At 69.7% G+C, this 18,144-nt stretch carries 18 protein-coding genes and 1 pseudogene; 3 read left to right on the plus strand and 16 right to left on the minus strand.

The window, feature by feature from the left end; all coding sequences use genetic code 11:
• The 3 genes from GRC12_RS13575 to GRC12_RS13585 all read right to left on the minus strand — a co-directional run.
• A partial coding sequence (locus GRC12_RS13575) for a bifunctional transcriptional activator/DNA repair enzyme AdaA (protein WP_208779490.1) occupies nt 1-1,297 on the minus strand: 1,297 nt, incomplete at its 3' end.
• A 63-nt stretch (nt 1,298-1,360) separates the two neighbouring features.
• Nucleotides 1,361-2,512, minus strand: a complete 1,152-nt coding sequence (gene rsgA / locus GRC12_RS13580) for a ribosome small subunit-dependent GTPase A (RefSeq protein WP_244372750.1) — start codon at nt 2,510-2,512, stop codon at nt 1,361-1,363.
• A 256-nt stretch (nt 2,513-2,768) separates the two neighbouring features.
• On the minus strand, nt 2,769-3,236 hold the full coding sequence (locus GRC12_RS13585) for a hypothetical protein (protein ID WP_244372752.1): 468 nt from the start codon (nt 3,234-3,236) through the stop codon (nt 2,769-2,771).
• 291 nt (nt 3,237-3,527) lie between these two features.
• Here GRC12_RS13585 and GRC12_RS13590 point away from each other — a divergent pair, with 291 nt between their 5' ends.
• Nucleotides 3,528-3,980 carry a hypothetical protein gene (locus GRC12_RS13590; protein ID WP_208779492.1) on the plus strand — a complete coding sequence of 151 codons (453 nt, stop codon included), beginning with the start codon at nt 3,528-3,530 and terminating at the stop codon, nt 3,978-3,980.
• A 43-nt stretch (nt 3,981-4,023) separates the two neighbouring features.
• Here GRC12_RS13590 and GRC12_RS13595 read toward each other — a convergent pair whose 3' ends face one another.
• Both GRC12_RS13595 and GRC12_RS13600 read right to left on the minus strand, forming a co-directional pair.
• The gene (locus tag GRC12_RS13595) at nt 4,024-4,605 is read right to left on the minus strand and encodes an SMI1/KNR4 family protein (RefSeq protein ID WP_208779493.1); all 582 of its coding nucleotides are present in this window, start codon (nt 4,603-4,605) and stop codon (nt 4,024-4,026) included.
• Nucleotides 4,606-4,658: 53 nt separating this feature from the next.
• Nucleotides 4,659-5,090 (minus strand): annotated as a pseudogene (locus GRC12_RS13600) (transposase); the annotation flags it as partial.
• 251 nt (nt 5,091-5,341) lie between these two features.
• Between GRC12_RS13600 and GRC12_RS13605 the strand changes: the two are divergent.
• On the plus strand, nt 5,342-5,692 hold the full coding sequence (locus tag GRC12_RS13605) for a hypothetical protein (protein ID WP_208779495.1): 351 nt from the start codon (nt 5,342-5,344) through the stop codon (nt 5,690-5,692).
• Between the two features lie 868 nt (nt 5,693-6,560).
• Here the strand turns inward: GRC12_RS13605 and GRC12_RS46710 are convergent.
• The 4 genes from GRC12_RS46710 to ilvY all read right to left on the minus strand — a co-directional run bounded on the left by GRC12_RS46710 (nt 6,561) and on the right by ilvY (nt 10,231).
• Nucleotides 6,561-7,430 carry a DNRLRE domain-containing protein gene (locus tag GRC12_RS46710; RefSeq protein ID WP_208779496.1) on the minus strand — a complete coding sequence of 290 codons (870 nt, stop codon included), beginning with the start codon at nt 7,428-7,430 and terminating at the stop codon, nt 6,561-6,563.
• 480 nt (nt 7,431-7,910) lie between these two features.
• Nucleotides 7,911-8,285, minus strand: a complete 375-nt coding sequence (locus tag GRC12_RS13615) for a PIN domain-containing protein (RefSeq protein ID WP_208779497.1) — start codon at nt 8,283-8,285, stop codon at nt 7,911-7,913.
• Nucleotides 8,282-8,536, minus strand: a complete 255-nt coding sequence (locus tag GRC12_RS13620) for a hypothetical protein (RefSeq protein ID WP_208779498.1) — start codon at nt 8,534-8,536, stop codon at nt 8,282-8,284. Before GRC12_RS13620 ends, GRC12_RS13615 begins: the two co-directional genes overlap by 4 nt.
• Nucleotides 8,537-9,289: 753 nt before the next feature.
• The gene (ilvY, locus tag GRC12_RS13625) at nt 9,290-10,231 is read right to left on the minus strand and encodes an HTH-type transcriptional activator IlvY (protein WP_208779499.1); all 942 of its coding nucleotides are present in this window, start codon (nt 10,229-10,231) and stop codon (nt 9,290-9,292) included.
• Nucleotides 10,232-10,305: 74 nt separating this feature from the next.
• Here ilvY and GRC12_RS13630 point away from each other — a divergent pair, with 74 nt between their 5' ends.
• Nucleotides 10,306-11,022 carry a class I SAM-dependent methyltransferase gene (locus GRC12_RS13630; protein WP_208779500.1) on the plus strand — a complete coding sequence of 239 codons (717 nt, stop codon included), beginning with the start codon at nt 10,306-10,308 and terminating at the stop codon, nt 11,020-11,022.
• 113 nt (nt 11,023-11,135) lie between these two features.
• Here the strand turns inward: GRC12_RS13630 and GRC12_RS13635 are convergent, their stop codons facing one another.
• The 7 genes from GRC12_RS13635 to GRC12_RS13665 form a co-directional block, all read right to left on the minus strand.
• Nucleotides 11,136-11,381, minus strand: coding sequence for a fic family toxin-antitoxin system, toxin component (locus tag GRC12_RS13635; protein ID WP_244372754.1), 246 nt, complete (start codon nt 11,379-11,381; stop codon nt 11,136-11,138).
• Nucleotides 11,382-11,844: 463 nt separating this feature from the next.
• Nucleotides 11,845-13,329 (minus strand): cellulose-binding domain-containing protein, encoded by a 1,485-nt coding sequence (locus tag GRC12_RS13640; protein WP_208779501.1) that lies wholly within the window; start codon nt 13,327-13,329, stop codon nt 11,845-11,847.
• Nucleotides 13,330-13,496: 167 nt separating this feature from the next.
• Entirely contained in the window at nt 13,497-14,255 is a 759-nt protein-coding gene (locus GRC12_RS13645; RefSeq protein WP_208779502.1) for a hypothetical protein, read from the minus strand.
• On the minus strand, nt 14,252-14,830 hold the full coding sequence (locus GRC12_RS13650; protein ID WP_208779503.1) for an RNA polymerase sigma factor: 579 nt from the start codon (nt 14,828-14,830) through the stop codon (nt 14,252-14,254). The genes GRC12_RS13645 and GRC12_RS13650 overlap by 4 nt, the downstream gene beginning before the upstream one ends.
• A 63-nt stretch (nt 14,831-14,893) precedes the next feature.
• Nucleotides 14,894-16,213 carry a radical SAM protein gene (locus GRC12_RS13655; protein WP_208779504.1) on the minus strand — a complete coding sequence of 440 codons (1,320 nt, stop codon included), beginning with the start codon at nt 16,211-16,213 and terminating at the stop codon, nt 14,894-14,896.
• 59 nt (nt 16,214-16,272) lie between these two features.
• The gene (locus GRC12_RS13660; protein ID WP_208779505.1) at nt 16,273-16,989 is read right to left on the minus strand and encodes a pyridoxamine 5'-phosphate oxidase family protein; all 717 of its coding nucleotides are present in this window, start codon (nt 16,987-16,989) and stop codon (nt 16,273-16,275) included.
• A gap of 114 nt (nt 16,990-17,103) precedes the next feature.
• Entirely contained in the window at nt 17,104-18,111 is a 1,008-nt protein-coding gene (locus GRC12_RS13665; protein ID WP_208779506.1) for a hydroxyacid dehydrogenase, read from the minus strand.
• Nucleotides 18,112-18,144: the final 33 nt, after the last annotated feature.

Here is an 18,144-nt window from a genome sequence, read left to right on the forward strand (position 1 = left end):
GGGCGACGTCGGGGTCGCCCAGGGCGCGGGTGCGGATGACGGCGACCGTGGCGGCGTCCAGTCCGGGCAGGGCGAGCAGCGCCGCCTCGGCGTCGTCGCGGTCGGCGCCGGGGTCGAGGCGGACGGCGCCGTCGGCGAGGGCGGCGGCGAGGGCGCCGAGCGGGCCGTGGGGTTCGGCCTCGGCGAGGACGGCGGGTTCGGGGAAGAGGTGGGTGAGGCTGCCGGCGGGCGAGTCGAGCGCCTTGCCGTAGCGCCGTACCAGCCGCTCGGCCTCGCGCGGCCCGACCAGCGCCCGCACCGCCAGCTCCTCCGCGTCGGCGGCACCGGGCGAGCGCAGTCCCGGCCGTGCGGCGACCAGCGGAGCGAGCCGCGCGTCCGCGCCGAGCCGCTCGTCGACGGCGTACGGGTCGGCGTCCAGGTCGAACAGGCGCCGCAGCCGCCCGACGGCGGTGGTCAGATCGCGGGGATCGGCGAGCTGCAAGCGGGCCTCGAGCCAGCCCCCCGGATGGGCACCGGACGCGGTCCTCACCATGCCCGGCCGCTCGTCGACGGCGACGACGCCCGTGCCGTGCGGAAGGCGGAGCGTACGACGGTAGGTGCGCCGCCCGCGCGTCCCCTCGACCTCCTCCACGCCGGGCACGGCCTCGGCCGCGAGCAGGTCGAAGGCGGCAGCGGCCTGGTAAGGCCCCCGGTGGGCGAGCCGCAGCGGGATCCCCACCGCCTGTTGACGGCCCCGGTGCCGCGGCGCTGCGGCCCGCAGCTCGCTGGGCGTCGCGGCGTACACCTCACGGATCGTGTCGTTGAACTGCCGCACACTGGCGAACCCGGACGCGAACGCGATCTCCGTGATCGGCAGATCGGTCGTCTGTACCAGCACCCGCGCGGTGTGCGCCCGCTGGGCGCGGGCCAGGGCGACCGGTCCGGCGCCGAGCTCTGCGGTCAGCTGCCGCTGCACCTGCCGGGCGCTGTAGCCGAGCCGCGCCGCGAGCCCGGTCACGCCCTCCCGGTCGACGACGCCGTCGCCGATCAGCCGCATGGCCCGGCCCACGACGTCCGCGCGCACGTTCCACTCGGCCGAGCCCGGCACCGCGTCCGGACGGCACCGCCGGCAGGCCCGGAAACCCGAGCCCTGCGCGGCGGCGGCCGTCGTGAAGAAGCGGACGTTGCGGCGCTTGGGGGTCACCGCGGGGCAGCTGGGCCGGCAGTAGATCCCGGTGGTCTCGACGGCGAAGAAGAACTCCCCGTCGAACCGGGCGTCCCGGCTGCGTACGGCTTCGTACCTGGTGTCCTCGTCCATCACGCCGTCCAGTCTCCGCCTGGAGGGGGAGGCGCGGCCAGCGGGATTCGGACGTGACGTTGGCTACCGCCGGCGGCCCCGCTTGGCCTCCATGGCCGCCCTGCCCTCCGCCCCCTTCCGCTTCCAGTCCCGGCGGATCTCGGCGCGCAGGCGGGCGTCCGTCTTGGCGACGATCCACTGGTTCTCGCGGATGAGCTTGCGGTAGCTCTCCAGGCGCCGCACGGCGAGCTCCCCGGCGTCGACGGCCGCCAGCACCGCGCATCCGGGTTCGGCGGTGTGCGCGCAGTCGTGGAAACGGCACTCCTCGGCCAGTTCCTCGATCTCGCTGAAGACCTGACCGACCCCGCTCTCGGCGTCGTACAGCCCGACCCCGCGCAGACCGGGCGTGTCGATGAGGACACCCCCGCCGGGCAGGGTGAGCAGGTTGCGCGTGGTGGTGGTGTGGCGCCCCTTGCCGTCGACGTCCCGCGCGGCCCGTACGTCCATCACGTCCTCGCCGATGAGCGTGTTCGCGAGGGTCGACTTGCCGGCACCGGACTGGCCGAGCAGCACGGACGTGCCGCCGGAGACGAGGGACACGAGGACGTCGAGCCCGTCCCCCTCGACCGCGCTGACCGGCAGAACGGTCACGCCGGGCGCGGTGAGCTCCACGTCGTGGACGAGGTGCGAGCGGGTCACCGGGTCGGGCACGAGGTCGGCCTTGGTGAGGACGACCAGGGGCTGGGCGCCCGACTCCCAGGAGAGTGCCGACTTATGCAGCAGGGCCTCACCACTCGAACTGGACATGGCCAGCGCCAGGAACCGCTCGATCCGCCCGAGGTCGAGTTCGACCGCGAGCGACACACAGATGACGACGTGATCGATGTTAGCGGCCAGCACCTGGCCCTCGGAACGCTTCGACGACGTGGAGCGCACAAAGGCAGTCCGGCGCGGCAGCAGGGTCCGCACATACCGCGGATCGCTGCCCTCGGGATCGACCGCGACCCAGTCCCCCGTGCACACGACCTTCATCGGGTCACGGGGAACGACGAACTCGGTGTCGGCTCGAACGGTGCCGACCGGGGTGATGACGTCGCACTGGCCGCGGTCGACCCGTACGACACGGCCGGGCAGGAGACCCTGCTCGGCGTGGGGAGCGAACTCGGCTTCCCAGCCCTCGTCCCAGCCGTAGACGGCGAGAGGGTGCGGCGAAACCGGCGAAGAAGAAAAAGACAAGGGGTGACCCTTCACAAGGTGGCCCCGGCACCGCGCTCTCTGGCGCGGGAGAAGAGTGAGGTCAGCCGGAAACCACGGAGGTGGACTTGACGAACTTCCGGATGCGGGCAGCGCCCGTCTCAATGACAGCCATCGGTCACACCTCCCCAACCAAGCCGGTCACCCGCGGTGACCTCCGATCACCGCTCGAACAGCACTGACACTAGAGACGGTCGGGCCGCGCCGCCACCGAATTACGGCAACCCATGTGCACGGGTCATGCGGCCGCGTATGCCGTGTCGTTGAAGCCGGCGCCGCTGAGACACAGCAGTCGGGTACCAGTGGTGTCGTAGCGCCCCGCCTTGGTGATGAGCTCACGAATCTGCTGGAGGCGCTCGATGTGGGCCATACCCATGGTGTCGTTCCATTTGGCCTCGCCGATGGCGAGGAGCGGTGGCCTGGAGCCGTCTGCGATGGCGAGGACCGCCAAATCCACCTCGAAGTGAGGACCGAGGACGTTACTGGTGAAGCGACGACGACTGGCCCGCCAGACCCGGGACGCGTTGCCGGGCCGTTCCAACTGGTCCCAGACCGGTCGCATGATGGCGTGGTAGAAGCCGATCAGTGGCTCGGCGATGCGGTAGGTGGGACGGTTGTCGCGGAAGACGTCGGCATTCCGGTGCAGCAGGCCGGCGTCTTCGAGGACGTTGATGGGGTGCGCGATGTCGGTGGCCTTGCGTTCCATAGCTGACGCCGCACTTGCAGGTGCAGCCCATGGCATACCACGCATGTCCGATGTGAGCTCGATCGGCTTTACCGCAATCGGAACCCTTACTGGGGGCCACTTGAAGTCTTCCAGAAGCGACGATGACTGAATGCGAAGCAAGGTAGTCGAGGACATCTAGCCCTGAATGAGCAGAAGTGGGGGCCCGCCAGCCTGACGGGCCTCCACTTCTCATGGTTGAAGATGAGCAGACCGCCACAGTCAGCGGGCCCGCTCTTTCCACCTCGAAACCTAGGGATGTAGGATCCGCTCATGCCTCAAACCTGGATTGCCCTGGATTCTTCCGCGCGGCGTAGGAACTGGTGGTGGACTGGATACCTGACTGTAATTTTTGCCGGGTTAGCCATAACGTTGACCGCGATAGGTAAAAAATTTACCTGGGTAATTGTTGTAACTTTCTTCTGGCTACTCTCGGTCACTTACATGATCAATCGGGCGTGCGGTCGAACTCTTCTCGCTTCTGATGGAATTCAATTTCACACCTTCTTTAGCCGTCGGATGATCCCATGGTCTGAGGTTGCCGACGTTGAGAAGCGTCGCCATCAGGGGCGAAGTGCTGAGTGGTGGGAATTGCGCGTCGTTCGCCGGCGAGGGCGTTCACTTGGGGTACCGGGCGCTTTCACCAGTCGCAGCTATGATGACACCTTCGAAAATAAGTTGGTTCTGATCCGGGAGTATTGGGCTCGTTCTGTAGACGCAGAGTGAAAACCTTTCTGAGTGAGTGTTTTTGAACCTGCTTAGCGTCCAGTCAAAACTCCCATGTCAGCTCTCGCTCATCGATGACGACTCGTTCGTAGCAGTCCAGAAGATTGCCGGTCTCGATTGCCGTGGCCGTCATGTCAAGCAGCTCTGGCAGGGAGGTCCACATCGGGTGCGGATTGAAGTGGCAGCCATCCTCGTGGTCAGCATCTCCGATCCGTCCGTGCCGCCGTGTCGGACGCTGATCGATCACCAGATAGTCGCCGGCGCCGTCCGCGGCGAAGGGGATCCACTGCCGGTGCCACCATGGCCCGTACTCGCCTTCGGGATCGCCCGTCTCGGCGTCCGGCCGTTCCGGGCCATGGATGTCGGTCCGTCTCTTCCAGGCGTCCACGATGTGCTGTGTGCTCAGCATCATCCAAAACGGTGGTAACAGGACGCCGTCTGCTGTGCCGTCATGCCGAAGGAGGGACTCCGACAGTGGACGGGGGAAGGCCAGGCCGATGGCCTCTTCTGCCATCGCGATCTCCACGCGCTCGGCGGGGGGCGCCAGCTCGGCGAACGTGCGCGGTGCGTTGTTGGCGAGCCATGTCTCGATGCGGGTCCAGGAATCAGATATCGAGGAAGTCATGCGGCGGATCCTGCCAGTCGGCACTGACATATTCGGCTCTCACCGTGTACTCATGCTGGCGGCGCAGGTTTCCTCGTCCAGTTGGGAGCGGGCTTCTTCCGGGTCAGCCGCCTGGTCATGAGGGTGATGAGCGACCAGTTCAGATGAGCCTCGGAATGCTGCGGGAGGCGTTCATAATCTCGCGCGTTGCGGCGGGCGTTCATGATCCACCCCAGCGTGCGTTCGACGCGCCAGCGACGCGGGAGGACGACGAACCCTTTGGCTCCTTTGGGGCGAGAGACAGTTTTGAGGGTGATGTGGAGGAAGTCCTCGGCCCAGGTGACGAGTCGGCCGGCGTAGGCGGAGTCGGCCCAGACCTGGGTGATCTGCGGGTGCGTGAGGCGAAGGCGCCAGAGCAGTTCGCGGGCGGCGTCCCGGTCCTGCATGTCGGCGGGCGTCACCATGATCATTACGGGGAAGCCCTTCGTGTCGACCGCGAGGTGTCTGCCAGTGCATTCGCTGGCGGAGGGTGTTAAGGCATGGCGCAACGGAACATTCAGCCTGAGATCCGGCGGCGCGTTCTGCGCCGCCGGTCCTGGCCAGTCCTGACCTGGGGTGGGATCGCCCTTCTCTGGAGCCTGTACCTCCTGGTGCTGCTCGCTTTCCTAGCACACGAGAACTATCCCGACATTTTTTTGTGGCAGCTGCGATGCTGGCGGTCACAGCGCTCCTGCGACGAATCGGCAGCTGCGGAGTAGTGCTGCTGCCCGATTCAATGCGGGTGGAGAACCTCATCAGGTTCTACCGGATCCCGTACGCCTGCGTACGGGACGTACGCGTGGCGCCCACCGGGGGACTGGAGATCGAAACCCTTCAAGGGGAAGTCGTTCGAGGTTTCGCTTTTGGTGGATCGTTCGTTGATGCATTCTTCAAAACGAGCGAGCGAGCGGCGGTCGAAATAGGGGGACGGGTGGCTCCTGCTCGTGACTTGTCAGTGGTGAAAGAGAGTGAGCTGACGTACGGAATTCGTCGCTGCTGGTCATCGGACATCCCCTTCGGGCTGGCTGCTCTTTTCGCAGTTGTGGGAGCGCTGGCCGCCACCCGCTGACCTTGGCCGCCTGCTTAACCTGATCGCGCTGCTGGCTACTGCCGGTGAGCCCGACGCCGCATTTCCGGATACTGGTGGCCGGCCGCCACGGGCGCGCTACGCCAGCGGCAGAGCGCCGAGTTGTTCGCCACCGTCCCGGCGTTCTTGGATCCGGTCAGGACGCGGGTCGATCAACTGGGCCTGGGTCCCACCGGCCGCCCGGTCGGGTCACTGCTGGCTCGGGCTCTAGGACGCGGCCTGCGCGTTTTTCGAACCTGCCGCCCTGCTCGAGCGGCGAGCACGAGGAACCCGTCGTAGCCGACCCTGGCGCCCCGGAGCTACGAGCGAGGCCGGGCTCCCCGCAGGCCACGGCCGTTGTGGTGCGGCAAGTTCGGCGAGCAACGCAGCGTGAGCGAGACGGGTGCGGGCAGGAGGCGGGTTGCTGGAGCCGACACTGTAACCGGGCGCCCTGGCAGGGTGTTAAGCACTACGCGCGTGAAGGCCCCGCACCGCTCTGCTACGCCGGTGCTGGACCTTCACAGTGTCCAGCAGTCAGCTGCGAGGTGGTCGAGGTCCGCCTCCAGGAGACCATCCCCGCTGGTGCGGGGAGCAGCTGGTGCAGGTCGGCAAGCCGGGCACCTACACGGGACCATCCCCGTGGACGCGGGGAGCAGAAACGGCAGGGCCTCGAGGGCGACCTCACCCTGGGACCATCCCCGCGTCCGCGGGGATGGTCCCCAGTCGCGCTGTCAGCGGAACTCGGCGCCGATCTGCTCCCCACGCACGCGGGGATGGTCCCGTCGGCGGCAGCTTCACCTCGCTCGAGTCCTTCTGCTCCCCGCGTGTCGGCGACGGCTGAAAAGTGGACCAGTAGCGGGCGCTTGGGTTCTCACGGGCGGGCTCTTGTCAGCACGTTGGCTTCTGGTGCGGTGACGGCGTCCAGTTCGCTCCCCGTGCCGGTCGTGGACCAGGCCACGTTGAGGGCGTGCACGTCCAGTCCGGGAGTGGTGGCGGTCGTCTGCAGTTTGAGGACGGCGTTGGTTACGCGGGCGCCGGCCGGGATTTTGGACAGGTCGGCCTTGAGGTAGGTGCGCCAGTTCTTGCCCGAGACGCTGCCGACCTTGAGGTCGGTGCCGGTCTGGCCGACGCAGGTGTCGGAGTCGGTGCACACGGTGGCTTTGGTGAGGGGCAGGTCGACCGTGGAGGAGGCGGCAGCCGGGGTCGGGTCGCCGCTTGTGCCAGCAGCGATGGGCAGCTTGGTGGTCCAGGCGGAGCACTTGCCGGCGTAGCAGGCTCTCATCGACCAGTCGAACGGGCCGCCGGAGACGAGCTGGTCGGCGGGTATCTGGAAGCCCGCCCGTTCTCCGTCGGCGACGAGCTGGGAGCCGAGGGTCTGGGCTCCGGTGGCGGTGCCGAGGCGGAACTGTGCCTCGACCATGCCCCCGTTGGGTGAGGAGACGACGCCGGTGACCAGAGGCGAGGGAGTGTCCGTCGCGCCGGCCTGGAGCTGTGTGGGCAGGTCTGCGGGTTGTACCGCCGTTGCGTCGATGCGGAAGGTCTTCCAGTCGGACCAGGCGGAGGTGTCGATGCCGTCGCTGGTGCGGGCGCGCATCCGCAGGTGGCTGCCGTCCGGTGCCGCCGACGCCGTGGGGATCTGTGTGGTGGCCACGGTGCCGGGCGCGAACGCGGTGGCCTTGCTGGTCCAGGTGTAGGTGGTGTCGGCGAAGGCGGGGTCCGGCTCGACCTGGAACTCCGTCACCAGGGAGGAGTCGTTGTCGGCGTCGTTGACCTTCGCTTGGAGCGTGGGGGTGAGGGAAGCGGCTGTCGTGAGCGTGGCTCCGGGCTTGAGCGGACTGGCATCGAGGCCGGTCGGAGCCGTCGGGGCCGCGTTGTAGGTGATGATCAGCGACGGCTCGGTGGCCGCATCGTGTGAGCCGTCGACGTAGTTGGCCGAGTGGTAGCGGCGCCAGGTGAGAGCCGAGGCCCACGGTCAGCACGCCGGCCATCGCATACGCGGCATAGGCCAGCGCACGGGTGGGCGCCGGTCTGTGTCGTTTTCTCATGTGCAAGATCCTTGCTTCACACAGCACTTGGCAAAGTGAAAGGATCTTCACATTTCAGTCTCGCAATGTCCATGACCAGCGCGTGGCTGAGATGCACGGCACCGAGCCCGGGTGAGCTGCGGCATCGGGCCGCCGCTCTGTGCGTGCGTTCTGGTGTGTGCAGGGCCGGCCGTGGGTCAGGTGGGGTTGAGCGGAGTGATACCGGTGCCCGCGTACAGTTCAGGCTTCAGCGATAGAACGGTAAGCGGCTCCCCCGCCTTGGCTGCCTGCCAGGCGACCGCTGCGGCGTGCGCCACCGGCCAGTCGACCTCCCGCCAGTCCATAGCCTGCACCGCGTGCGCTGCGGTGAACGGAACGTTCTCCGCAAAGCGCAGGGATGCCCCGTGCTTGCCCGCACCTGTCACCTGCCGTTCGGCGGCCACCAGGGACAGGGAGGGGACGATGACCCGTCCCGTGCCCCGCGAGGCCTCGATGTAGAGACCGGTGAAGAAGGCGTCCGCTTGATAGAGGGCGGCCAGGGCGGTGTGGTCCAGGACGGCCGTCAGGTTCATGCGGCGGCGCCGCCCTGATGGGCGCGGATCTTCGCCCAGGCGTCCTGGCCGGCCTGCTGGACCTGTGCGGTGTACTCAACGCCGAGTTCACGGGCAGCTTCAAGGGCGCGCTGTTCGCGTTCTGCTGCTGTGAGCTCGCGCGTGGCGAGGTCCTCCAGCAACTCCGTGATGGTGGTGCCGCGCTCCTGCGCGAGGATGCGCAGCCGGTCGCGTACCTCTTCACTGGTCTTGATGCTCGTCGGCTTGCTCATGAAGTCGATTCTACCGCCGGTAGACATAGCGAGGCCATGCATCCCATGGCTGGGATGACTCTGGCGAATGATCACCGTCAGCAGCTCCGTCGTCTAGATCAAATGACCTTGCTGCGGCGGCGCTGAGCCAGTGATGCTGGGCCGGCGCCATAACAGCAGAAGAGGAAATGTCAGCAGCAGGACGCGAGGGGGCTGCACCTCGCACCAGTCCCCACGCGGGCCACTGGCAGGTGATCTTCCAGACCCTTCGAGGGCGCCCAGCGCTCGCGCAGGGTCTCAATGATGGAGAGCCCGCACGGCGACCGGCGTCCATCTCGCCTTCCACTCGCCGACACGGGTCCAAAGCCCACTGCCGTACCTGGGCCCGCGGTGCGCCAGCAGGCCGTCAGGTCTTCCAGCGGCACCGTGTCGGCCACACTCCCGCACGGCATCACGGGGGCCACAGTCAGGGAAGAAGGACAACGATTCGTCGTCCGCGAGGACCTTGGACGCGGCCTCGGGGCGTCTACTCAGATGGTCTCGACGAGCGAAGGGAAGGGGTTGGTGGGCATGCCCGGGCTCATGCCGCACAGCAGGGCTCCCATGTCGTGGAGGGGACGGTCCCGCCGAGGCGGCGGTCACCGCGATCAGGATGGCGTCCTGCGGCGTAAGCCTTTCCGGTTCGGTGTTGTGGTGCGCAGGGAGCATCTTGGCTGTGATGTCCCCCTGGGCGGTGACCCGGGGCTGCGAGTCGCCAGGCCAGTGGCCCGAGCATCACCTTGGGTGGTCGCCGGGTTCCACGGTCAGTGGCGCGGCTGGTTGGGGCCGGGAAGCTGCTGTGACCGCACCTGGTTCACCGCGTCCTATGACTGCCCAGGCGACGGCGATCAAGCGACGGTGCAAATCGGTGCGCCGGATGCACGCACCGATCGTTAGTTCGCCGGGGCTGGACGAGGCCGGGACGGCATGGAACCGGTGCCGGATGCTGCAGTGCTGCAGGACGAGGTCGGGAATGATGCCTGTGCCGTAGCCGAGAGCGACCAGAGTGAGCAACGCTTCGTGTCCATCAGCCTCTGCGGCGATGCGAGGGGTGATGCCGAGGCGGCGGAACCACCGGTTGGCGATGTCTCGCACCAGCCCCTGTCTGGGGAGGACGAACGGCTCGTCGGGAGCGGGAAACTGCACGTCTGCCCGTAGTGGGTCGGCTCGGACGAGGACGAGGGGGGTGCGGGCGACGGCGCGGGCGAGGAGGGTTGCCGGAATGCGGGAAGGCAGGGGTGCGACGGCGAGGTCGGCCTCACCGTCGTCGAGGAGCGTGAGGGCGGCTGCCGCGTCACCGGTCCGCACCGAGATCTGCACCCGGGGATGGGCGTCTCGCAGCGGTGCGAGCAGGTCAGGCAGGAGGCTCTGGCAGGCAGTGACCGAAGCGAACACGCTTAGTTGGCCGCCGAGTTGGTCTGGTGTGAGGTCGTTGTCGCAGTAACGGCCCCACAGCTCCAGGGCTTCGGCCGCGTAGCAGCGGAAGCGGTGGCCGTGCTCGGTCAGTGCGACGCCGTGTGGGCCGCGGTCCAGTAACCGATGCCCGGTAGAGGTCTCCAGCCGCTGCACGGTACGGGACAACGTGGCAGGGCTGACGTGGCAGTCTGCCGCGGTTCGGGTGAAGCTCAGCGTGGAGGCCAGATGGAGGAAGAGCCGGTACTGGTCGTGGTCCTGCATCTTTCACCTTCTGGAACGCCATGCTGCGGATGTTGCTGTTGCCGTTGGGTCTGCCCGGACCCTACAAACAGGTCATGCCACGAAGCGACACCACTCGCCCAGGTCCTGCATGGTTCTTCCGCGAATACGAGCCCGCCGGCGTCGACCTGGGCAGCCCAGCCGCGGTGGCCGCCTACGACCGCAACCAGGGCACGGACTCGGACGCCGACGACGCGCTGCTCGACCGGCTCGGCGTCGTCACCGGCATCCGCTTGGTCGATCTGGCCTGCGGCACCGGCTCGCTGGTGGTCCAGGCGGCACGACGCGGGGCCGAGGCCCACGGCGTCGACGTCTCGCAGGAGATGCTCGCCTTCGCCCGGGCCAGAGCGGAACGGGCCGGTGTCGGCGCACACTGGCACCAGGCCGGATTTTTGGACTACGCCCACCCCGCGGGGCCCGCGGACGTCGTGACGACCCGGTCGGCCCTGCACCAGCTCCCGGACTTCTGGAAACAGCAGGCGCTCCTCAACGTGGCCGGCATGCTGCGGCCGGGCGGCACCTTCTACCTGTGGGATGTCATCTTCAGCTTCGAGCCCGCCGACGCGGCGGAGCATCTGCAGCGGTGGATCGACACCGCGGGGCGCCCTGACGGCCGGGGCTTCACCCGGGCGGACTTCGAGGCGCACGTTCGGGAGGAGTTCTCCACCTACGCCTGGATCCTGGAGGGCATGCTGGAACGGGCTGGCTTCGACATCGTCTCGGACGCTTCCCTCACACCGACGCACGGTGAGTTCCTCTGCCGCCGCCGGTAGCCGCTCCGCTGGCAAGACCCAGAATCCTGACGGAGCGGAAGCCACCGTGCCCGTCCCCGACTCTACTGCAGCTCAGTCGCCGAAGGTCCGCTCCTCTGGGCCGTCTTGGCTGATCAGCACCAGTTCTTCAGCGCATCGGCGACCTGGCGCACGTCGCGGCGTCCCTCGACGGCGTCGATGACCAACCCGATCGCCTCTTGGCTGCCGACCTTGACCTGGATGCCGCTGGCGTGGAGGTAGGCGTACGCGACCTGCGCGGCGAAGAGCTCGTTCGAGTGCTCAAGCGCAGGAATCCGTGCTAGGGCATGCAGGAGGGCCGCGGCCCGGTGGTGCGCAGCCGGGTAGACAAGGGTGCCCACGACCTAATGTCGGTGGCGGGCGACGGCGGCCGCCAGTGCGCCGTAGACGGTCACGTCGGGGTCACCGGGCACGACGTTCTGCGCGATATCAAGCAGCCATCGCTCGTCAATGAGCACAACGGGCGGCATCAGGCGGCGTGGCTGCTCGGACCGGTCCCGAAGCGGTCGGCGAAGGCCTGCCCGTGCTCCTCGACGAAGGCCTTCGCGGCATCGAGGAACCGGGTGCGAGCGAGACCAAGGCCAACGCCCCTGGCGAGACACACGGACGTCCCCGGACAGCGAACGCCTCGTCCTCAAACAGCGGGCCCAACGCCTCCGGGATCCGCACCGCGAGCGTCCCCTTCGGGAACGCTGCCCGCACCACCCTAGCCGTCAGTCCCGGCACCCCATGATCAGCCCGCGGCTCCAGCGACAGCCCGAGCACTGCGAATGATCTCCGGCAGCCCGTCACGGCGGAAGCGCGTCAACTGCTTTTCGCGCAGCTGTGTCCGTTGAGCGTCACGTCGTACGCCGGGGCGTTCTTGCCCTTCCAGGAGGCGAGGAAGCCGAAGGAGAGGGTGCCGTCGGCGGGGACGGACCGGTTGTAGTCGGCGGCCTTGGCGGTGACCCGGGAGTCGTTCTGGCCGAAGCTGGCGTCCCACATCTGGGTCACCTTCTGACCGTCCCGGAAGGACCAGGCGACGCTCCAGTCGGCGAGCGCGTCGGCGGTGGTGACGGAGAGGGTGGCCTGGAAGCCGTCGGGCCACTGGTTGACCAGGTCGTAGGAGTAGGTGCAGGTCGTCGGGGAGCGGTCCGCCGAGCCCGTACCGGCCGTCGAGGAGGACGTGCCCTGCGGTTCGGGGTCGGGGTTCTTGTCGCCTGCGTGCCTGGTCGCCGAGGCCGTCACGCCCGGGCTCGGGGTAGCCGTGGCGGACGCCGTGGTCGCCGGCGGGCTGAGGTCCGGCACGGACGGGGCGGGGGCCGCCACGGGGCTGCTGTCGCTCGGATCACCGCTCGCCGCGGTGCCCTTGTCGCCGCCGAACGGCATCAGCGAGACGGCCAGCGCGAGCAGCGACACCACCACGGCGGCGACGAGCAGACCGTTGCGCAGGACGCGGGCGCGCTGGGCGCCCGTCACGGGCCGGCCGCCGTCCCCGTCGGCCGGCTCCGGGCGTCCCGCGCCGAGGCGGACCTCGGCGGCCCGTCGCCGGCGCTCCAGGTAGGCGAGGCCGCCCCAGCCGATCACCCCGCCGGCGAGGGCGGCGGGCAGTCCGCCGCCGTGCGGGCGCAGACAGGCGGCGGCCTCGGCGCAGTCCACGCAGGTGGCGAGGTGGCGGGAGAGGTCGGCGGGGATGTCGGCGGCGGGCGAGCGGGTGACCGCGTCCAGCAGCCGGGCGTAGCTGCGGCAGTCCGCGTCCATCGGCGTGTCGAGGTGGGCGCGGTGGCAGCGGTCCCGGAACAGGCCGCGCACCTGGGCGAGTTCCTCGCCGACGAGGGCCGGATCGAGTGCGAGGCGGCGGGCGACCACGGACGTCGGCAGCGCCTCCACCTCGGCGAGCCACAGCAGCGCGGCGTCGGCCTCCTGGAGGTCGCGCAGACCGCGCAGGGCGAGCGGGCGCTGCAGCGGGGGCCCGGTGTAGCGGGCGGCCTTGTCCGAGTGGAGCCACAGCCGCAGGTCGGGGTCGAGGTCGTGCCCCCGCCCGCTCTCCTCCCAGGCGGCCGCCGTGGTGCGTACGGCGGTCAACAGCAGGGGGATCATGGGGAGTCGGGAGCGGCGGCCGGCGCTTTTGGCCGAGCCGCCGTCGCCGACGCGGACCTCGCGCATGCCGAGCGCGAAGGCCTCGGTGGCCAGTTGGGTGGCCGCTTCGGCGCCGGCCGTGCACAGATCGGCGTAGGAAAGCACCGCGTCCCAGCACTCGGAGAACAGCGCGGCCTCGGCGGCGTCCTTCGGGGTCGGCAGGTCGGGCATGGGTCTCCTGCATCCACGAGCGAGGTCAACTCACCTGATTGGCAACGGAGTTGTGGGGAACCTCGCGGGAACCCGAGCCTTTCACAACGTCGTCACAACTGACAAGCGCCGTATTCAATTCGGTTACCGGCGGTCGCGTCAAGTGACCGCCGGTGGTCCGCTTTCGGCTAGCGGTCGGAGTACACCACCGCGACCACCCGCCCGCGCGCGTCGAGTGCCTCGGTCCGGTACTGCCGTGCCCACTCCTCGTTGCTGCTACGAGAGTTATACGGAAGGAACGTCACGAAGTATCGATCCCGGCCGAGATTTATCGGTCCGTCACGCGTTCCGTCCTCCCACACGACCCGGACGGCGACGGCCGCCCCGGGTGCGCGGCCGTAGACGGCGACCCACCCGGACAGGGCGTTGGTGTCCACGGTGGACCACAGCGCGGGTGCACGGCCCGAGCCGCCGCCCCGGGAGCACTCCGACCAGCCGCCGGAGTCCGTCGGCCGCCCGTCCGGCTCCAGCACGCGCATGTAGTGGCACGGGCCCCCGGACCTGTTGGGCGCCTCCCAGTACTGCATGCGCAGTCCGTCCGGCGTGGCCGCGGAGAAGAGCAGTCGCGCCCTGCCGGTGTCCGGCGACAGACCGCCCGGGCCGCCCGCCCGGCCGAGCCCGAAGCCCACGTCGTCCGGGATGACCCCGGCGGCCTGCGCGGCCAGCCCGCCGACTCCCAGGACGCCCACGACGGCGACACCGACGACCCAGCGCCGCCGCGGCGGCCGGTACGCCCGCGGGCGCCCCCCGCGCGCCCGCGGATCCTCGGCCAGGATCCGCTCCAGCACCGCCTCGTCCGGCGCGGCCTCGCCGGTCACCGGGTCCGCCGGGCCCAGCAGCCGTCGTACCCGCTGCTCCGTCTCGGCCGAATCCGCGCGCGTCCTCATTCCCGCTCCCCCTTCGTCACGGCGAGCGGCCGTTCGGCCGGTTCCTCCCGCCGGGTCAACTCCCTTTCCAGGCGGCGCCGCGCGCGGTGCAGCCGTACCGCGAAGGCGCGGGCCGAGCACCCCACCACCCGTGCGGCGGCGGCCGTGTCGAGGCCGTCCCAGCCGATGAGCCGCAGGGTCTCCTGGTCGCGTTCCGACAGCGCGGCCAGCGCCTCCCGCACGTGCAGCGCCTCGACCACTCCCCCGGCGTGGTCGGGCACCGCGGCCGTCACGGGTGCCGTGCGGCCGAGACGGGCGGCCAGCCGGCCACCGCGGCGCTCACCGCGGGACTGGTTGGCGAGGATGTTGCGGGCCACGGCGAACAGCCACGGCAGCGCCTCCTCCGGCTCCCGCGGCACCTTGTCGATCCGGCGCCAGGCGACCAGGAACGTCTCGGCCACCGCGTCCTGCGCGCTCTCCGCGTCCGCGGCACGGCGCCGGGCGAAGCCGAGCACCCGCCCGTAGTGCGCCGTGTACAGCGCGCGAAGCCGCTCCTCGGGCCCGAGGCCCCCGCCAGGTGTTCCGTCCTCCGGCACACCCGCCCCCCTTCCGTCCGCCGCTCGCGATGACACCCTCTATGTCCGGCGGAGGGAGGGGAGTTACACCTCGGCCGGCTCCTGCGCGGGCAGGCTGTCCATGAAGGAGCTCACCGAGAAGACGGCGCGGCCGGGTCCGGGCGGGCCGTAGCCGGGGGGCGAGGAGAGACCGAAGTCGTCCATGGTCTGGCGGTAGGCCTGCAGCAGCCGGATGTGGTACTCCAGCGGCGCGCCCTGGGGGTTGGCCTTGCCGAGCGGGGTGGTCGGCTCGGGGCACCAGGTGGTGAAGCGGGGCGTGATGCCGTGCGACATGAAGAAGCGCAGCCCCTCGGTCGTGGAGGCGATGGCCTCGTCGACGGTGGTGAAACCGAAGGGCTCCGCCATCTCCACGCCCGCCACGAAGTTGGGGATGACGTTGCGCGCGCCGAAGACCTCCGCCGAGTCCAGGATGCGCTTGTGCCACTCGTCGCGGCCGACGTAGCGCTCCTTGCCGGGGCAGTACAGCTCGAACAGCCGGCGGTCCCACACCTCGTAGTTGGGGTGGTAGATCTGCACCCCGTAGTCCTTGAACCGCTGTACGTCGTCGCGCGGCAGCGCCTGGGCGACCACCTTGCCGATCCAGCGGCCCGGGAAGCGCTCCTCGATGGCCTTGGCGTAGTGCCCGTAGAAGTCGGCCTCGTCGCGTCCCGCGACCGTCTTCGTGATGGCACCGCCGGTGAGGGTGTAGGCGGTGGAGGCCTTCTGGGTGTCGTACCGGTCGATGATCTCGAGGGCCTCCAGCACCTCCTCGACGTCCTTCACCCCGGTGTACGGGCGCCCGGCGGCCTTGTGCTGGCGCCAGTTGTGGTTGATGTCGCAGTACTGGCACTCCTCCTTGGCGCCGAAGTACTGGCAGACGCGGAAAACGGTGAGGTAGATCAGATAGCCCCACTGGATCGTCGGGGCGACCTCCATGACGGACTTCCCGTTGGAGAGGGTGTGCCGGTAGTACTCCGGCATGGGCGGCACACCGACGTCGGAGATGCGTTTTCCGTCGAGGTAGAGCCCGAGCATGCCCTCCTCGTCGGCGGCGACACGGTAGGGCGAGGACGGGTTCACCCGCACGGACACCACCGTGCGCCGCAGGTCGTACGGCCCTCCGGTGAGGATGATCTCCTCCGGCGGCCGGCGCAGCGCGGCCTCGCCGAGCTCCGGCAGGGTGCCGTGGTCGAAGGAGAAGATGAAGTACGACTTCGGCTTCACCTCGCCGCTCTCGTTGTCGCTGAGGGCGGACGGGTCGAAGGCGACGCCCCCTCGCAGCAGGTCCTCCTTGAAGACGGCTTCCCGCGGTACCTGCGGGAACCGCTCCATCAGATCCTCGACCAGCGCGGTACGGCTGCCCATCCCGATCTCTCCTCCCGGCTCCGGCGTTCGACTCCTCACGGTATGCCTTCGCCCGCGCGTCAGCCGTGCCGGGTCCCCGCACGGCGCGCGATGTGTCCCGGTACGGGGGTGTTCGGCGGGAGCAGCGGGTCGGGCACGGGCGCGCCCCAGAACGAAGTCAACGGCAGGGTTCCGGCCCACAGGCCCAGCTCGGCGTCCGGTCCGTCACCGTCGTCCGGCGCACCCGTGCGGATCTTCACCGACGCCTCCTCCAGGGAGAGCGCGAGGAGGGTGGTGGCGGCGAGTTCCTTGCGGTTCGGGCCCCGGGCGTACGACCACTGGCCCGGCGCCGCGTGCTCCGTGAGCCGGTGCAGGCCCGCCAGTTTCTCCTCCGGGTCGGTGACCCTGCGGGCCACGCCGTGGATCATCGCGCTGCGGTAGTTGACGCCGTGTTCGAAGACCGAGCGGGCCAGCACCAGTCCGTCGACATGGGTGACGGTGACGCACACGGGCGTACCGCCCGCGAGGCTGCGGCCGGCCACCGAGCCGTGGAGGTAGAGCTGCCGCTCGTCCCGGCCGTAGACGGTGGGCACGACCAGCGGCCGCCCCTCGACCACGACCCCCAGATGACAGACGAACCCGGCGTCGAGGATCGCGTCGAGATCGGCCCGCTCCACACTCCCCTGCTCGCGCAGACGCCGGTGCCGGGTGAGGTCGGTCACGGGCAGGGTCGAGGGCAGGGCTGTGGGCAGGTCGGCGGGCAGGTCGGTCCGGTTGGGCGATGGATCGTGGGCCATGGAGCCGCACGCTACTGATATCGCCGGGAAAACGCTACGGGAAGCCGAAAACAGCGGATGTAAGGCGTCACGGCAACGGAATCCGCAGCAAGCAGTGGCGGCCGCACACCCCCCTCATGCCTCCCGCTCCAGCGCCCCCGGATCGACCGCGTACGCCAGTTCCTCCCCGGCGACGAAGCGCGCCGCCTCCTCCGCCACCGTCCGGCCGAGACGGGCCACCTCGTTGCCCTGGGATCCCGCCAGGTGGGGGGTGACGAACGCGTTGGGGAGCTCGTAGAGGGGCGAGCCGGCCGGCAGGGGCTCGGGGTCGGTGACGTCGAGGACCGCGGAGAGACGGCCGGTGCGCAGTTCCGCGATCAGGGCGTCGTGGTCGACCAGGCCGCCGCGTGCCGTGTTGATCAGTACCGCCCCGTCGGGCATCAGCGCCAGCTCGCGCCGCCCGATCATGTGCCGGGTCCCGGCGGTCTCGGGGGCGTGCAGCGTCACGATGTCCGAGGTGCGCAGCAGGTCGTCCAGCTGAAGCAGCGGTACGCCCAGCGCGGCGGCGCGGGCCTCGTCGACGTACGGGTCGGCGAGGCTCGCCCGCAGGTCGAAGGGGCGCAGGAGGTCCAGCAGGCGGCGGCCGACGCGGGAGGCGCCGACGACGCCGACCCGGCGGCCGTGGTTGCCGATGCCGGGTACGAACTCCCAGCCGGGAAAGGCGTGCCCGGCGCGCAGCCGGTCCCGGGCCGTGAAGGCGTCCTTCCCGGCGAGCAGGATCGCCGCGAGCGTGTACTCGGCGACCGGGATCGCGTTGGCGGCGGCGGCCGAGGAGACCGCGATGCCGCGCCGCCACACCTCGGGCGTCACGAAGCCCTTGACCGAGCCGGCCGAGTGCAGGACCGCGCGCAGCCCGGGGGCCGCGTCGAGGGCGGCGGCGTCCAGCACGGGGCAGCCCCAGCCGGTGACGAGGACGTCCGTGCCGACGAGGACCTTCCGCACCCGGGGGTCGGCGAAGTCCTCGGCGACCAGTCCGGGGTCGATGTCCACCGACTCCTGGAGCCGTGCCAGCACCTCCGGCGGAAACACCCGCGGGACGTTCTCGGCCGTCATGGCGAACAGCGCGTGGGGACGCTCGGGCAACGAAGGGCCTTCCGGCTCGGGGACGGGCGGTGG

The sequence above is a fragment of the Streptomyces griseorubiginosus genome (genome assembly GCF_017614965.1).
Classification (GTDB): Bacteria; Actinomycetota; Actinomycetes; order Streptomycetales; family Streptomycetaceae; genus Streptomyces; species Streptomyces griseorubiginosus_B.

What these genes read in the sequence shown, in the direction of transcription:
- GRC12_RS13595 (WP_208779493.1), bottom strand. Translation starts at nt 4,605, where the DNA reads ATGACTTCCTCGATATCTGATTCCTGGACCCGCATCGAGACATGGCTC.
- GRC12_RS13630 (WP_208779500.1), top strand. Translation starts at nt 10,306, where the DNA reads ATGCCACGAAGCGACACCACTCGCCCAGGTCCTGCATGGTTCTTCCGC.
- GRC12_RS13615 (WP_208779497.1), bottom strand. Translation starts at nt 8,285, where the DNA reads ATGAACCTGACGGCCGTCCTGGACCACACCGCCCTGGCCGCCCTCTAT.
- GRC12_RS13645 (WP_208779502.1), bottom strand. Translation starts at nt 14,255, where the DNA reads ATGAGGACGCGCGCGGATTCGGCCGAGACGGAGCAGCGGGTACGACGG.
- GRC12_RS13660 (WP_208779505.1), bottom strand. Translation starts at nt 16,989, where the DNA reads ATGGCCCACGATCCATCGCCCAACCGGACCGACCTGCCCGCCGACCTG.
- GRC12_RS13640 (WP_208779501.1), bottom strand. Translation starts at nt 13,329, where the DNA reads ATGCCCGACCTGCCGACCCCGAAGGACGCCGCCGAGGCCGCGCTGTTC.
- ilvY (WP_208779499.1), bottom strand. Translation starts at nt 10,231, where the DNA reads ATGCAGGACCACGACCAGTACCGGCTCTTCCTCCATCTGGCCTCCACG.
- GRC12_RS13620 (WP_208779498.1), bottom strand. Translation starts at nt 8,536, where the DNA reads ATGAGCAAGCCGACGAGCATCAAGACCAGTGAAGAGGTACGCGACCGG.
- GRC12_RS13585 (WP_244372752.1), bottom strand. Translation starts at nt 3,236, where the DNA reads ATGGAACGCAAGGCCACCGACATCGCGCACCCCATCAACGTCCTCGAA.
- GRC12_RS13590 (WP_208779492.1), top strand. Translation starts at nt 3,528, where the DNA reads ATGCCTCAAACCTGGATTGCCCTGGATTCTTCCGCGCGGCGTAGGAAC.
- GRC12_RS13655 (WP_208779504.1), bottom strand. Translation starts at nt 16,213, where the DNA reads ATGGGCAGCCGTACCGCGCTGGTCGAGGATCTGATGGAGCGGTTCCCG.